Origin of the sequence: Streptomyces sp. NPDC088762, from assembly GCF_044750905.1 — a bacterium.
GTDB lineage: Bacteria > Actinomycetota > Actinomycetes > Streptomycetales > Streptomycetaceae > Streptomyces.
This window is the reverse complement of record NZ_JBIVKT010000024.1, coordinates 13,046-27,779: the sequence shown is the minus strand read 5'-3', so window position 1 is coordinate 27,779 and position 14,734 is coordinate 13,046. Positions and strand designations below refer to the sequence as shown.

Below are 14,734 nucleotides of genomic sequence, written 5' to 3'. Positions count from 1 at the left end.
GCATCGTTGCTGGTCACGGTGGCTCCGGTTCCCGGTGATGGGGTTTCGGGCGGAGCGCCTTCGGTTGTCCCGGTGAATGGAGAAGCGACCCCGGGAGGTTAGATGAGCCGGAAACCGAACACAAGATCCCCGGGGCGACTCGGCCGGCCCCGCTCGACCGGGGCCCCGTCAAGCGCAACGCTCGGCTCCGTCCACTCCAGCACTCATCCCCATGGAGCGCCACGTCCCGGCCATCCCGTGATCAATGGCCGGACAAGTGCTTTGCATAAACGTGCGCGCCTACGTATAGTCATGCCATCGAGGAGGAGGGTCCGATGGTGGTACGTGTAGCGGTGGCCGGAGCGAGCGGATACGCGGGCGGTGAAGTCCTGCGCCTGCTGCTCTCCCACCCCGAGGTCGAGATCGGCGCGCTGACCGGCCACTCCAACGCCGGAGAGCTCTTCGGCAACCTGCAGCCGCACCTCGGGCCGCTCGCGGGACGGACCCTGGAGGCGACCACGCCCGAGGTCCTCGCCGGTCATGATGTCGTCTTCCTCGCGCTCCCGCACGGCCAGTCCGCCGCCGTGGCCGCCCAGCTCGGCGAGGACGTCCTCGTCATCGACATGGGCGCCGACCACCGGCTCAAGGACTCGGCCGACTGGGACAAGTTCTACGGCGGCGTTCACGCCGGCACCTGGCCCTACGGCCTTCCCGAGCTCCCCGGCGGCCGCGCCGCCCTCGCGGGAGCCAAGCGCGTCGCCGTACCCGGCTGCTTCCCCACCGCCGTTTCGCTCGCGCTGTTCCCCGCCTACCAGGCACGGCTCGCCGAGCCCGAGGCCGTGATCGTCGCCGCCACCGGCACCTCCGGCGCCGGCAAGGCGATGAAGACGCACCTGCTCGGCTCCGAGGTGATGGGCACGGTCACTCCGTACGGCGTGGGCGGCGTGCACCGGCACACCCCCGAGATGGTGCAGAACCTGACCCCCCTGGCCGGGGAGCGGGTGTCCGTCTCCTTCACCGCCAACCTCGTGCCCATGGCGCGCGGCATCCTCGCCACCTGCTCCGCCAAGGCCCTCCCCGGCACCACCGCGGAATCCCTCCGCGCCGCCTACGAGAAGGCCTACGCCGAGGAGCCCTTCGTCCAGCTCCTCCCCGAGGGCCGGTGGCCGACCACGAAGTCCGTGCAGGGTTCCAACGCCGTCCAGGTCCAGGTCGCCCACGACGAGTCCGCCCAGCGGATCATCGCCATCAGCGCCATCGACAACCTGACCAAGGGCACCGCCGGCGGCGCGGTGCAGAGCATGAACATCGCCCTCGGGCTCCCCGAGCAGCTCGGGCTTTCCACGATCGGAGTGGCACCGTGAGCGTCACGGCAGCACAGGGATTCACGGCGGCGGGCATCGCCGCCGGAATCAAGGCAAACGGCAACCCCGACCTGGCCCTCGTGGTCAACAACGGGCCGCGTCTGGCCGCCGCGGGCGTCTTCACCTCCAACCGCGTCAAGGCCGCCCCCGTGCACTGGTCCGAGCAGGTCCTGCGCGGCGGCACCGTCAGCGCGGTCGTCCTGAACTCCGGCGGTGCCAACGCCTGCACCGGCCCCAAGGGCTTCCAGGACACCCACGCCACCGCCGAGAAGGTCGCCGCCACCCTCGGCGGCGAGTTCAACGCCGGTGAGATCGCGGTCGCCTCCACCGGCCTGATCGGCGTCCTGCTCCCCATGGACAAGCTGCTGCCCGGCATCGAGACCGCCGCAGCCGCCCTGTCCGCGGACGGCGGCGAGGCCGCCGCCATCGCCATCAAGACCACCGACACCGTGCACAAGACGGCCACCGTCTCGCAGGGCGGCTGGACCGTCGGCGGCATGGCCAAGGGCGCGGGCATGCTCGCCCCCGGCCTGGCCACCATGCTCGTCGTCCTCACCACGGACGCCGACCTGGACAGCTCCACCCTCGACCGGGCGCTGCGCGCCGCCACCCGCACCACCTTCGACCGGGTGGACTCCGACGGCTGCATGTCCACCAACGACACGGTGCTGCTGCTGGCCTCCGGGGCCTCCGGCCAGGTGCCGGCGTACGAGGAGTTCGCGCAGGCCGTACGGACCGTCTGCGACGACCTGGCCCGCCAGCTGATCGGCGATGCCGAGGGCGCCAGCAAGGACATCCGCATCGAGGTGATCGGCGCGGCCAGCGAGGACGACGCCGTCGAGGTCGGCCGGTCCATCGCCCGCAACAACCTGCTCAAGTGCGCCATCCACGGCGAGGACCCGAACTGGGGCCGGGTGCTCTCCGCGATCGGCACCACCAAGGCCGCCTTCGACCCGGACCGCCTCAACGTCGCCATCAACGGCGTCTGGGTCTGCAAGAACGGTTCGGTCGGCGAGGACCGCGACCTGGTGAGCATGAAGGACCGCGAGGTCCGCATCACCGCCGACCTGGCCACCGGCAGCGAATCCGCGGTCATCTGGGCCAACGACCTCACCGCCGAGTACGTCCACGAGAACAGCGCCTACAGCTCATGAGCACCGCACGGAAGCACACCGCGCTGCCCAAGGCCGAGATCCTCATCGAGGCCCTGCCCTGGCTCACCCGCCACAACGGCAAGATCATCGTCATCAAGTTCGGCGGCAACGCCATGATCGACGAGGACCTGAAGGCCGCCTTCGCCCAGGACGTGGCCTTCCTGCGCCAGGCCGGCCTCAAGCCCGTCGTCGTGCACGGCGGCGGACCCCAGATCAACGCCCAGCTCGACAAGCAGGGCCTGGTCAGCGAGTTCAAGGCCGGCCTGCGCGTCACCACCCCGGAGGCCATGGACGTCGTACGGATGGTGCTGGCGGGCCAGGTCCAGCGCGAGCTGGTCGGCCTGCTCAACCGGCACGGGCCCCTGGCCGTCGGCATGACCGGCGAGGACGCGCACACCATCACCGCCATCCGGCACGTCCCCGAGATCGACGGCGAGCTCGTCGACATCGGGCGGGTCGGCGAGATCACCGCCATAGACACCGGCGCGATCGAGGCGCTGCTGGCGGACGGCCGGATCCCGGTCATCTCCTCCATCGCGCGCAGCGCCGACGACCACCACGTCTACAACGTCAACGCCGACACGGCGGCCGCGGCGCTCGCCGCCGCGCTCGGCGCCGAGACGCTGATGGTCCTCACCGACGTCGAGGGCCTCTACGCGGACTGGCCCAACAGTGACGAGGTCATCAGCCGGCTCACCGTCAGCGAGCTGGAGAAGCTGCTGCCGGAGCTGTCCAGCGGCATGGTGCCCAAGATGCAGGGCTGCCTGCACGCCGTGCGCGGCGGCGTCAGCACCGCCCGCGTGATCGACGGGCGGGTCCAGCACTCGATCCTGCTGGAGATCTTCACGGACGAGGGAATCGGCACGATGGTCGTGCCCGACGCACAGGGAGGGGACCCCCGGTGACCACCGGCAACGAGGAGTACCGCGCCCGCTGGCAGGGCGCGCTCACCAACAATTACGGGACCCCGGCGCTGGCCCTCGTGCGCGGCGACGGCGCCCAGGTCTGGGACGCCGACGGCAGGCAGTACACCGACTTCGTCGGCGGCATCGCGGTCAACGCCCTCGGCCACGCCCACCCGGCGATCGTCGAGGCCGTGTCCGGCCAGATCGCCCGGCTCGGCCACGTCTCCAACCTCTTCGCCTCCGAGCCGGTCGTCGCGCTCGGCGAGCGGCTGCTCCAGCTCTTCGGCCGCCCCGGCAAGGTCTTCTTCTGCAACTCCGGCGCCGAGGCCGTCGAAGCCGCCTTCAAGATCGGCCGGCTGACGGGACGGAGCCACATGGTGTCCACCGCCGGCGGTTTCCACGGCCGGACGATGGGCGCCCTCGCGCTCACCGGCCAGCCGAAGAAGCAGGACCCCTTCCTGCCCCTGCCCGGTGCCGTCACCCACGTCCCGTACGGAGACGTCGAGGCCCTGCGGGCCGCCGTCACCGAGGAGACGGCGTTCGTGATCATCGAGCCGATCCAGGGCGAGAACGGCGTCGTCGTCCCGCCCGCCGGATACCTGACGGCCGCCCGCGAGATCACCCGGGCCAAGGGCGCGCTGCTCGTCCTCGACGAGGTACAGACCGGCATCGGGCGCTGCGGCCAGTGGTTCGAGCACCAGGCCCACGAGGGCGTGGAGCCCGACCTCGTCACCCTCGCCAAGGGGCTCGGCGGTGGCCTGCCGATCGGTGCCGTCGCCGCCTTCGGACCGGCCGCCGACCTGCTCCAGCCCGGCCAGCACGGCACCACCTTCGGCGGGAACCCGGTCGCCTGCGCGGCCGGCCTGGCCGTCATCGACACCATCGCCACCGACGGCCTGCTCGACCGGGTCAAGGCGCGCGGCGAGCGGCTGCGCGCCGGAATCGAAGGTTCCGGCCATCGGCTGGTCTCCCACGTCCGCGGCGCCGGTCTGCTGCTGGGTATCGTGCTGACCGAGCCCCTCGCGCCCCAGGTGCAGCAGGCGGCTCAGGAAGCCGGCTTCCTGGTCAACGCGCCCGCCCCCGACGTCGTACGGCTCATGCCGCCTTACGTACTGTCCGAGGACGAGGTGGACGCGTTCCTCCGGGCCCTGCCCGGCATCCTCGACGCAGCCAACGGGGACCGATCCGGAGAATGAGACGACGATGAGCCAGGCGCAGGACAACGAGCACTGGGGGTCCTCCCAGACGGAGTCTGGAGGAGGACAGGCCGTCCCGCAGACCCGCACCGCCCGCCACCGCCGGATCGTGGACATCCTCAACCGGCAGCCGGTCCGTTCCCAGAGCCAGCTGGCCAAGCTGCTCGCCGACGACGGGCTGAGCGTCACCCAGGCGACGCTCTCGCGCGACCTCGACGAGCTGGGCGCGGTGAAGATCCGCAACACCGGCGGCGAGCTGATCTACGCGGTCCCCAGCGAGGGCGGCTTCCGCACCCCGCAGGCGCCGCTCGGCGAGTCGGCGAAGGAGGAGCGCATGCGGCGCCTCTCCGGGGAACTGCTGATCTCGGCGGAAGCCTCCGCGAACCTCGTCGTCCTGCGCACCCCGCCCGGCGCGGCGCAGTTCCTCGCCTCCGCCATCGACCAGGCCGAACTCCGGGAGATCCTGGGCACGATCGCGGGCGACGACACGCTGATGCTGATCAGCCGCGACCCGGCGGGCGGCCAGGCCCTGGCCGACCACATGCTGCGGCTGGCCCAGAAGGAGGGCTAGCCACGGTCGGGGGCTTCAATACCGGGTGACGGCCAGGGCCCCGGACTCGGTGCCGATGGCGATGTGGGGGTGGCGGCGCGGGTTCGCCCAGCGCAGGATCTCCCGCATGGCCCGCTTCGGGACGGACACGCAACCGGCCGTCGCCCCCCTGCCGTTGACGTGCAGGAAGATGCCCGCGCCCCGGCCGCGTACCGGCTCGGCGTAGTTGAAGCCGATGACCAGCGCATGGGCGTACTGGGACGCGTACGCCACCAGGTGCTCCGCCTCGCCCGGCGCGCAGTCCGCCGGCAGCGGCTCCACCCAGCGGTTGTAGGCGGCGGAGGCGTTGTCCTGGCACCACCACGAGCCGTCGGTCACCCGCCGGTAGCGGTACTCCGTCCCCGCCGGCGCGCTGCGGATCCCGAAGGCGTACGGGAGTTCGTACAGGCCCGTCGGCGTGGTGCTGGTGCCCTGCGTGCGGGTCGCGCCCTCGGTGAGGCCGTTCGACCCGAAGCGGGCGTCCGCGCTCCCGGCCTCGAACCACCGCCCCGCCCGCCGGTCCCACCAGGTCAGGCGTCCGGTCGTGGAGCCGGGCCCGGGGGCGACGGCGGTGATGAGCTGGCTGCCGCCGCCGGTGTCGGCCAGGCGGGCGGGCAGCGGATCGGGACTCCAGGGCCCCTGGGCGAGCAGGGTGGTGACGATCGTCACGCCGGTGACGAGAGCGGTACGCAGCACATGTCAGACGGTACGGGGCGGAAGGGGCAGAGGCAGCGCAGGCAGGCCGTCGAGGCTCGTCCCGATGAACTCCTTCTTCTCGCAGTACTCCCCGAACTCGTCGTCCGTCTTGCGGCCGAAGTACTCCGCGTGGAGGGTGCGTTCCCCCTGGTACTCCATGAGGGGGACGGCGTACCCGCACACATCGGCGATGCGCCGGGCGCGCACGAGGATGATGGCCCGGGCGGCCGGCCCGTCGGCCTCGCCGAAGTGGCCGATCAGCTCTCCCCAGCGGGGATCGTCACGGAAAACGGCCTCGCCCTCGCCGTGGATGCGCACGATGTTCGGCGGGCCGCTGAACGCACACCACATGAGCGTGATCCGGCCGTTCTCGCGGACGTGGGCGATGGTCTCGGCGCCGCTGCCGCCGAAGTCCAGGTAGGCGAGCCGCTGCTCGTCGAGGACGACGAGGGTGCCGGCGCGGCCCTTGGGGGACAGGTTGACGTGGCCGTCGTCCGCGAGCGGGGCGGTGGCCGTGAAGAAGACCGGCTGCTCCTCGATGAACCTGCGCAGCCGGCCGTCTATGCGTTCGTAGAGCTTTCCCATGCGGATCATTATCCGGCCGGCCGGGAGGGGCCGAGGGGAATTCCGAGACGGGAACGCATCCGCCGCATGACGTGGTCGCTGAACAGTCCGGTGCAGCGGTCCAGCAGGGCGCCGACCTCGGGGTCCCGGACGGGCAGGTCCGGGGGCCGCTCGGGGGACCACAGGCTCTGCACGCGCTGCGCGGCCACCCGGCGCAGCACCGGGTCACTGTCCGTCAGGAGCTCGACGGAGGCCCGCAGCCCGTCGACGCCGCCCCGGGCGTGCAGCACGCGATAGGCGGCCCGGCGGGTGTGCGGGGGGCGGTCCGGGGAGATCCGGGCCGCCAGCCAGTCGCCCGGCAGCCCTCCCGCGTCCGGGAGCAGCCCCCGCGCGGCCTCCCGCGCCACGGCGGGCGACGGGTCGTCGAGCAGCGTCCGCAGCAGGGCCGTCTCGGAGGTGCCCACAGCGCGCAGCCCGGCAACGGCGGCGGCCCGTACCGCGTCACCACCCGGCCCGGGCCGCTCCAGCAGGGCGCGTAGCAGCGGCGCGTCCGCGGGCTTCGCGCACTCGGCGAAACCGGCGACGGCGTACGGGGTGACCCGGGCCGGATCCTCGACCAGCGCCCGGCAGTGCGCGTACGGGTCCCCACCGTGCTGCCGGACCAGCCACCGGGCGCAGGCCCGGACCAGCGAGGAGCGGTCGGCCAGGTGGCCGGCGGCCTCGGCGGCGCGGCCGGCCCGGCGCAGCGCGGTGACCCCGCCCGCCCGGACCATCGGGAGGTGTCCGCCCAGCAGCGCGTCGACCGCCTCGTCGTCCGGCCCTTCGGCGGCCATGGCGGCCAGGGCGGCATCCGCCCAGAGCCGGGCCGTGGCCGGGTCCCGCTCCTCGGCGGCCCGCCGGGCGAGCTCCCGTACGCCGAACAGCCCGGCGTCGAGGGTGAGGCCGGCGGCGAACCGCCGGGTCGGCAGGTCGCCGCTGCGCCGCAGCCAGGCCAGGACGGTGTCGGGCTCCTCGCCGGTCATGGTGCGGGCGGCCCTGGCCGGGCGCCACCACCGGGCGGGACGTGCGGGGCGCCACCACGGAGCGGTGACCGGGTCCCCGGCGCGCAGCGCGGCCGCGAAGAGATCGCGCGCCCAGACGCCCCGCTCGCGCCCGGCGAGCCGCAGCACGAGCGGGGTGAGCTCGATCAGGGTGTCTGCGGGTCGGGTGGCCAGGGCGTCGGCGAGCACCGCCCGGGCGCGGTCGCGGACGGCCGGGACCCAGTCGGCGCACCGGATCGCGACAAGCGGGAGCGGCGGGCGCGGAGCGTCCAGCGCCGCCTCGCGGATCCGGCCGTCGGGGTGGCAGAGACGGACCTCGATCCGGTCGAAACCCCGTGACCCCGGGGAGGGGGAGGGGCCGCGCCGGATCTCCGAGTCGAGGGCGAGCCACGAGACGGGCAGCACGGGGCGGCGGACGCCGCCGATCCCCAGGCGCTCGCCGCGCAGCAGGCCCGCGGCCGCGGCCCGGCCCTCCTCGATCTGTTGCTGCAGCGCGGCGCCCATGACCCCTCCCCCTCCGGTACGGACCGCCGATCGTAGCTCTGGCCGGGGTGTGGCGCTCCTGATATCCGCCCTGGTCAGACGGCGCAGCGCGGGCGGCGATTGACGAAACATACGGAGTAGCGCATAGTTATGCCTACCGGGACACGCCCCGCCGCGACCTCGCCGGTCCCGCCGGGGCCGCCCCGAGCCGTCCGGCCACCCACTGACCAGGCGACCTCCCCGCTACCTCCGCGGCGGGGAGGTCGTTGCACACCCGAAGCCATGCAGTCTTGAGGAGCAGTAGCTGTGAGCAGCAACAACGGTGACGTCCGGCTCTGGGGCGGCCGCTTCGCCGACGGCCCCGCCGAGGCCCTTGCGAAGTTGTCCGCGTCGGTCCACTTCGACTGGCGCCTCGCGCCGTACGACATCGCCGGCTCGCGCGCCCACGCCCGCGTGCTGAACAAGGCGGGTCTGCTCACGGCCGAGGAGCTGGAGCGCATGATCGCCGGCCTCGACCGGCTCGAAGCCGATGTCGCCGACGGCTCCTTCACCGGCACCATCGCCGACGAGGACGTGCACACCGCCCTGGAACGCGGCCTGCTGGAGCGCCTCGGCGCCGAGCTCGGCGGGAAGCTGCGCGCCGGCCGGTCCCGCAACGACCAGGTCGCCACCCTCTTCCGGATGTACCTGCGCGATCACGCCCGGACCATCGGCGGGTTGCTCGCGGACCTCCAGGACGCGCTGGTCGGCCTCGCCGAGAGCCACGCGGACGTGGCGATGCCCGGCCGCACCCACCTCCAGCACGCGCAGCCGGTGCTCTTCGCCCACCACGTGCTCGCCCACGTGCAGTCCCTGTCCCGGGACGCCGAGCGGCTCCGCCAGTGGGACACCCGGACCGCGGTCTCCCCGTACGGCTCGGGCGCGCTGGCCGGATCCTCGCTGGGCCTGGACCCGGAGGCGGTCGCCGCCGACCTGGGCTTCGAGCGGGGCTCGGTCGGCAACTCGATCGACGGCACGGCCTCGCGCGACTTCGTGGCCGAGTTCGCCTTCATCACCGCGATGATCGGGATCAACCTGTCCCGGATCGCGGAGGAGATCATCATCTGGAACACGAAGGAGTTCTCCTTCGTGACCCTGCACGACGCCTTCTCGACCGGGTCGTCGATCATGCCGCAGAAGAAGAACCCGGACATCGCCGAGCTGGCGCGCGGCAAGTCGGGCCGCCTCATCGGCAACCTGACGGGGCTCATGGCCACCCTCAAGGCCCTGCCGCTCGCCTACAACCGGGACCTCCAGGAGGACAAGGAGCCGGTCTTCGACTCCTGCGACACCCTCGAGGTCCTGCTGCCGGCCTTCACCGGCATGATGGCCACCCTCACGGTCAACCGGGAGCGGATGGAGGAACTGGCTCCGGCGGGCTTCTCGCTGGCCACCGACATCGCGGAATGGCTGGTCAAGCAGGGCGTGCCCTTCCGGGTGGCGCACGAGGTGGCCGGCGAGTGCGTCAAGGTCTGCGAGGTGCTCGGGATCGAGCTCGACGAGCTGACGGACGAGCAGTTCGCGAAGATCTCGGAGCACCTGACCCCCGCGGTCCGGACCGTCCTGAACGTCAAGGGCGCCCTCGCCTCGCGCAACGGCCGCGGCGGCACCGCCCCCTCGGCGGTCGCGCTCCAGCTGACCGAACTCAAGGCCGACCTGGTCATCCAGCACGCCTGGGCGGCCCACAAGCAGTAGCCACAAGCAGTGGTCCCACCTCGCGGAGGGGCGGCCGGAGCCCGTGCTCCGGCCGCCCCTCCGGCGTCTACGAGGCCCAGTCCGCCAGTGCGTCGAAGTCCGCCCGGACCAGCCCGATCCGTTCGTCGATCCGCATCAGCAGGGCCCGTGCCGGGTGGCGCTGCTCGACGTACTCCCGGTCCATGGCCGTGATGTCGTCGTCGATCCACGCGAAGGGCCGCGTCCCCGCGTACTCCAGGACGTACTGCGTCTTCCAGAACGTGCCGCGCGGCGCCCGGCCGTGCATCACCGGCCAGTCGATGAAGGGCAGCCGGGGCAGGCCGAGGTGCGGGGCTATCCAGTCGTTGGCCTCGTCCTTCCAGGTGGTGGCCCAGACCAGTTCGTACGCCTCCGCCAGTGCGAGGAGTTCCGCGCCGTGGCCGTGGTTCAGCCACACCCGGAGCGGCTTCGCACGCTCGGACTCCCTCCAGCCCGTGGGCCGCATGCGGTGGGTGGTGTAGCCGTCGGGGCGGCGCTGGGGCTTGGCCGCGTAGGGATTGAGCGGTCCGTCGACGTCGATCAGCAGCAGGGGCTTCGTCGGCTTCATCTCGGAAGGATTCCTCTCTTCTGCCTCTTCGGCAGCTCATTTACCACCCGAATGAGACTCTGACGTCTCATTCGGGTTATGCTTGTCTCATGGCCATGGATCGTGACCAGGTGCTCCGCGACGCGGCGGCCCTGCTCTCCCGCAAGTCGACCGCCACGATGGACGAGGTCGCCCGCGCCGCCGGAATCGGGCGCGCGACCCTCCACCGGCACTTCGCCGGGCGCGACGCCCTCGTACGGGCCCTCGAAGAACTGGGCATCCGGGAATTCGAGGTGGCCTTCGACAACGCCCGCCTCGACGAGGGCAGCGCGGTCGACGCGCTGCGCAGGCTCGTCGCGGAGACGGAGCCGAACGCCGAGCTGCTGGCCTTCCTCGTCACCGAGAACCAGCTCTTCGAGGGCGACCAGATCAACGAGGGCTGGGCCCGCCTCGACGCCCGCGTCGGGGCCCTCTTCCGGCGCGGCCAGCAGGAGGGCGACATCCGGATCGACCTGAGCCCCGCCTGGCTCACCGAGGCCCTCTACGGCCTCATCGGCACCTGCGCCTGGGCCGTCATGGACGGCCGGGTCGCGGCCAAGGACTTCCAGTACATGATCATCGAGCTGCTGCTCGGTGGCGCACGACGGAGCGTGGAGTGATGAGCGGTACCAAGCAGTCGAGCCCGACCGCGGGGACGGGGGTCGCGAGCCGCGCGCGCTGGCTTGCCCTCTCCGTACTCGTGCTGGCCGTCCTGCTGGTCGCGGTGGACGCGACGGTACTCGGTCTCGCCACCCCCTCCCTCTCCGAGGACCTGGGGCCGTCCGGCACCCAGCTGCTGTGGATCGGCGACATTTACTCCTTCGTCATCGCCGGACTGCTCGTCTCGATGGGTTCCCTCGGCGACCGCATCGGCCGCAAGAAGCTGCTCCTCGCCGGCGCCACCGCCTTCGGCGCCGTCTCGGTCCTGGGCGCCTACGCGACGAGCCCCGAGATGATGATCGTCGCGCGGGCCCTGCTCGGCGTGGCCGGCGCGACCCTGATGCCCTCCACCCTCGCGCTGATCCGCAACATCTTCCACGACCCCAAGGAGCGCAGCCTCGCCATCGGCATCTGGGGTGCCACCGCCTCCGCCGGCGCGGCCGTCGGCCCGGTCGTCGGCGGCGCCCTGCTCCAGCACTTCTGGTGGGGCTCGGTCTTCCTCATCAACCTGCCCGTCATGGCCGCCCTGGTCATCGTCGGCATCAAGCTGCTGCCCGAGTCCAAGAACCCGGTCGCCGGTCCCTGGGACCTGGTCAGCGTCGGCCTCTCCCTCGTCGGTGTCATCAGCGTCGTCTACGCCGTCAAGGAAGCCGCCACCCACGGCCTGACCCCGGAAGTCGCGGGGACCGCGGCGCTCGGCGCGGCCGCGCTGTACGCCTTCGTCCGCCGCCAGTTCACCCTGCCGTCCCCGCTGCTCGACATGCGGCTCTTCCGGCACCGCGGCTTCTCCGGCGCGGTCCTCGCCGACCTCCTCACCGTCTTCGGCCTGTCCGGGCTCGTCTTCTTCCTCTCCCAGTTCCTCCAGCTCGTCCAGGGCCGCGAGCCGCTGGAAGCCGGTCTCGCCGAACTGCCCGCCGCCGTGGGCGCCGTGGTCACCGGTCTCGTCGCGGGCCGGTACGCCCGCAGGTACTCGGTCCGGTCGATCGTCGCCGGCGGCCTCGGCGCCATCGGCCTGGCCCTCGGCGCGCTGACCCTGCTCCACAAGGAGAGCGGCTACCCGCTGCTCGGCGCGGCCCTGCTCGTCGTCGGACTCGGCGCCGGCTTCTCCTTCACCGTCACCGCCGACGTGATCCTCTCCAGCGTGCCCAAGGAGCAGGCCGGTTCGGCCTCCGCCGTCTCCGAGACGGCGTACGAACTCGGCGCCGCCCTCGGCATCGCCCTGCTCGGCTCCATCGTCACCGGCGTCTACCAGGGCTTCACCGCCCCGGCCACCGTCACGGGCCCCGTGGCCGACGCCGCGCACGAATCGCTCGGTGGCGCCGTCGAAGCCGCCAAGGCGGTGGACCCGGCCACCGCCACACAGATGGTGGGCGCCGCCCAGGACGCCTTCGTGGACGGGCTGCGGCTCGCCTCGGGCGTCGGCGCGGCCGTGCTGCTGGCCACCGCCGTGGCCGCCTGGTTCCTGCTGAAGGGGCAGGAGCTCCAGGAGGGCGCCGGGCACTGAGGCGGCCGCAAACGATCGGATCCGGCCAGGAGTTGACAGTCCGTCGGACCCCGGGACACCATCCCCGCGATGGAGATCAACGAGCTCACCCCGGCGGAGCGCCGCGTCTGGGACGCCTTCCCGCGCGGCGAACGCGTCGACTTCCGGCAGGGCCCCGACGAGGACGCCTCCGATGGCCAGGGCTGGGGCCCCGAGCGGACCGTACGGGCCGAGGTGCTCACGAGTCTGCTGCTGAACGGGACCAGCGCCCGCGGCCAGGTCGCCGGGCTCAACATCAGGGGCGCCCGGATCACCGGCAAGCTCAACCTCAAGTACGCCGTCGTCGAGCACGCGATCCGGCTGCGCGGCTGCTGGTTCGAGCGCAAACCGCTCGTCTACGGGGCCCAGTTGCGGGCCCTCGTACTGACCGACTCGACCCTGCCCGGCCTGACCGCCACCTCCGTCAGCATCGACGTCGTCCTGCGGATGCCCTGCTGCCGCATCACCGGGCCGGTGCGGCTCGCCGGGGCCCGGATCGCGGGCGGCCTCTTCCTCCAGAAGGCGGTCATCGGAATGCCGGGCGCCGCCGAGGAGGCCGAGGAGGCGCCGCTCCAGTTCAACCACGCCCACATCGGTACCGACGTGATCGCGTTCGGACTCACCGTCCACGGCCAGATGCGGGCCAACGGCGCCACCGTCGGCGGCCAGATCAACCTGGACGACGCCCGCCTGCTCGCCCCCGGCGGTACCGCCCTGCACGGTGAGACGCTGACGGTGGGCACCGACCTGCGGGCCATGCGGCTGGAGGCACAGGGCCGGATCAACATCAGCGGCTCCCGCATACCGGGCCAGCTCAACCTCGCCTATGCCCGCCTCGCCAACCCCGGCGGCGTCGCCCTGCGCGCATCCAGCTGCCTGATCGGAGAGGTCTGGCTCAGGTCATGCGCAACCATCCAGGGCGGGGTGAACCTGCGCCGCTCCCAGTTCGACCTGCTGCACATGCCGCCCGAGACCTGGCCACGGCAGATCCGCATCGACGGCCTGACCTACCGCACCCTCGCCCCGCACCTTCCCGCGGAGGAGCGGCTGCCCGCGCTGGAGCGTGAGGAGTCGGGCTACCTCCCGTACGCCTACGAACAGCTCGCCGCCGCCTACCGTACGGCCGGGGACGAAGCGGCCGCCCGCACCGTGCAGCTCGCCAAGCTGCGCCGGCACCGGCGCACCCTGCCCCGGGCGGCCCGGGTCTGGGGGCTGCTCCAGGACGGCACCGTCGGCTACGGCTTCCGGCCGCTGCGGGCGGCGGGCTGGCTGCTGGCGCTGCTGGTGACCGGGACGATCGCATACGGGATCCATTCGCCCCGGCCACTGAAGGAAGGGGAGGCCCCCGACTTCAACGCGGTGTTCTACACGATCGACCTGATGCTGCCGATCATCGGCTTCGGCCAGGAGTCCGCCTACGCGCCGAGCGGCTGGTACCAGTGGCTGTCGTACCTGCTGATCGTGACCGGCTGGGTCCTCGCCACCACCACGGCGGCGGGCGTCAGCCGGTCACTGCGGCGGCAGTGAAACGGTCTCAGGCGGCCTTGGCCTTGGTGGCGTACATGTCCACGTACTCCTGGCCCGACAGCCGCATGACCTCGGCCATCACCGAGTCGGTGACGGCGCGCAGCACGTACCGGTCGCGGTCCATGCCCTCGTAGCGGGAGAACTCCATCGGCTCGCCGAAGCGGATGGTGACCCGGCCAGGGCGCGGCATGCCGGCGCCGCCCGGCTGGAGCTTGTCGGTGCCGATCATCGCGAAGGGGACCACCGGCGCGCCGGTCATCAGGGTCAGGCGGGCGATGCCGGTGCGGCCGCGGTAGAGCCGGCCGTCGGGGGAGCGGGTGCCCTCCGGGTAGATGCCGAAGATCTTGCCCTCTTCGAGGATCCGGCGGCCGGTCATCAGGGCGGCGACGCCGCCGTTGGCCCCGTCGCGGTCGACGGGGATCATGCCGGAGGCGGTGAAGAACCACGCCATCGCGCGACCCTTGATGCCCTTGCCCGTGACGTACTCGTCCTTGCCGATGAAGTGGACGATGCGGTCACACACCAGCGGCAGGAGCATCGAGTCGATGAAGGTGAGGTGATTGCCCGCCAGGATCACCGGCCCCGTGCCCGGAATGTTCTCGATGCCTTCCACACGGGTGCGGATGATCAGACGAATGACCGGTCCGACAGTGGCTTTGAGGAGCCTGGTACGGAACAACGTGAGCCCTCCGGCATCGGCAAGCGGATGCGCACCAC

The 14,734-nt window shown here is 72.2% G+C and carries 14 protein-coding genes; 9 read left to right on the top strand and 5 right to left on the bottom strand.

Annotated elements, in window-relative coordinates; translation table 11 throughout:
* The first annotated feature begins 314 nt into the window (after positions 1-314).
* The 5 genes from argC to ACIP5M_RS34145 are packed head-to-tail and all read left to right on the top strand — an operon-like array spanning position 315 to position 5,169.
* On the top strand, positions 315-1,343 hold the full coding sequence (gene argC, locus ACIP5M_RS34165; RefSeq protein ID WP_401204450.1) for an N-acetyl-gamma-glutamyl-phosphate reductase: 1,029 nt from the start codon (positions 315-317) through the stop codon (positions 1,341-1,343).
* Entirely contained in the window at positions 1,340-2,497 is a 1,158-nt protein-coding gene (gene argJ, locus ACIP5M_RS34160) for a bifunctional glutamate N-acetyltransferase/amino-acid acetyltransferase ArgJ (protein WP_401204446.1), read from the top strand. The genes argC and argJ overlap by 4 nt, the downstream gene beginning before the upstream one ends.
* Complete coding sequence (argB, locus tag ACIP5M_RS34155) at positions 2,494-3,402, top strand: acetylglutamate kinase (protein WP_401204443.1); 909 nt, start codon at positions 2,494-2,496, stop codon at positions 3,400-3,402. Before argJ ends, argB begins: the two co-directional genes overlap by 4 nt.
* Positions 3,399-4,598 (top strand): acetylornithine transaminase, encoded by a 1,200-nt coding sequence (locus ACIP5M_RS34150; protein WP_401204442.1) that lies wholly within the window; start codon positions 3,399-3,401, stop codon positions 4,596-4,598. The genes argB and ACIP5M_RS34150 overlap by 4 nt, the downstream gene beginning before the upstream one ends.
* A 7-nt stretch (positions 4,599-4,605) precedes the next feature.
* Positions 4,606-5,169, top strand: coding sequence for an arginine repressor (locus ACIP5M_RS34145; RefSeq protein ID WP_401204439.1), 564 nt, complete (start codon positions 4,606-4,608; stop codon positions 5,167-5,169).
* A 15-nt stretch (positions 5,170-5,184) separates the two neighbouring features.
* Here ACIP5M_RS34145 and ACIP5M_RS34140 read toward each other — a convergent pair whose 3' ends face one another.
* From ACIP5M_RS34140 to ACIP5M_RS34130, 3 genes are read right to left on the bottom strand one after another with little or no spacing between them, the layout of a single operon-like run.
* On the bottom strand, positions 5,185-5,880 hold the full coding sequence (locus tag ACIP5M_RS34140) for a L,D-transpeptidase (protein WP_401204615.1): 696 nt from the start codon (positions 5,878-5,880) through the stop codon (positions 5,185-5,187).
* Positions 5,881-5,886: 6 nt separating this feature from the next.
* Positions 5,887-6,468 carry a pyridoxamine 5'-phosphate oxidase family protein gene (locus tag ACIP5M_RS34135; RefSeq protein WP_401204437.1) on the bottom strand — a complete coding sequence of 194 codons (582 nt, stop codon included), beginning with the start codon at positions 6,466-6,468 and terminating at the stop codon, positions 5,887-5,889.
* Between the two features lie 8 nt (positions 6,469-6,476).
* Positions 6,477-7,991 (bottom strand): HEAT repeat domain-containing protein, encoded by a 1,515-nt coding sequence (locus ACIP5M_RS34130; protein ID WP_401204434.1) that lies wholly within the window; start codon positions 7,989-7,991, stop codon positions 6,477-6,479.
* A 285-nt stretch (positions 7,992-8,276) separates the two neighbouring features.
* Here ACIP5M_RS34130 and argH point away from each other — a divergent pair, with 285 nt between their 5' ends.
* The gene (gene argH, locus ACIP5M_RS34125) at positions 8,277-9,704 is read left to right on the top strand and encodes an argininosuccinate lyase (protein ID WP_401204431.1); all 1,428 of its coding nucleotides are present in this window, start codon (positions 8,277-8,279) and stop codon (positions 9,702-9,704) included.
* Between the two features lie 67 nt (positions 9,705-9,771).
* Here argH and ACIP5M_RS34120 read toward each other — a convergent pair whose 3' ends face one another.
* Entirely contained in the window at positions 9,772-10,290 is a 519-nt protein-coding gene (locus ACIP5M_RS34120) for an HAD domain-containing protein (protein WP_401204428.1), read from the bottom strand.
* A gap of 89 nt (positions 10,291-10,379) precedes the next feature.
* Here ACIP5M_RS34120 and ACIP5M_RS34115 point away from each other — a divergent pair, with 89 nt between their 5' ends.
* From ACIP5M_RS34115 to ACIP5M_RS34105, 3 genes are all read left to right on the top strand, one after another.
* A complete protein-coding gene (locus tag ACIP5M_RS34115) occupies positions 10,380-10,928 on the top strand; it encodes a TetR/AcrR family transcriptional regulator (protein WP_401204425.1) in 549 nt (182 codons plus the stop codon).
* Positions 10,928-12,472, top strand: a complete 1,545-nt coding sequence (locus ACIP5M_RS34110) for an MFS transporter (RefSeq protein ID WP_401204423.1) — start codon at positions 10,928-10,930, stop codon at positions 12,470-12,472. The genes ACIP5M_RS34115 and ACIP5M_RS34110 overlap by 1 nt, the downstream gene beginning before the upstream one ends.
* A 69-nt stretch (positions 12,473-12,541) precedes the next feature.
* Complete coding sequence (locus ACIP5M_RS34105; RefSeq protein WP_401204420.1) at positions 12,542-14,017, top strand: membrane-associated oxidoreductase; 1,476 nt, start codon at positions 12,542-12,544, stop codon at positions 14,015-14,017.
* 7 nt (positions 14,018-14,024) lie between these two features.
* On the opposite strand, the gene ACIP5M_RS34100 is transcribed toward ACIP5M_RS34105, so the two are convergent.
* On the bottom strand, positions 14,025-14,696 hold the full coding sequence (locus ACIP5M_RS34100; RefSeq protein WP_401204417.1) for a lysophospholipid acyltransferase family protein: 672 nt from the start codon (positions 14,694-14,696) through the stop codon (positions 14,025-14,027).
* Between the last annotated feature and the right edge of the window lie 38 nt (positions 14,697-14,734).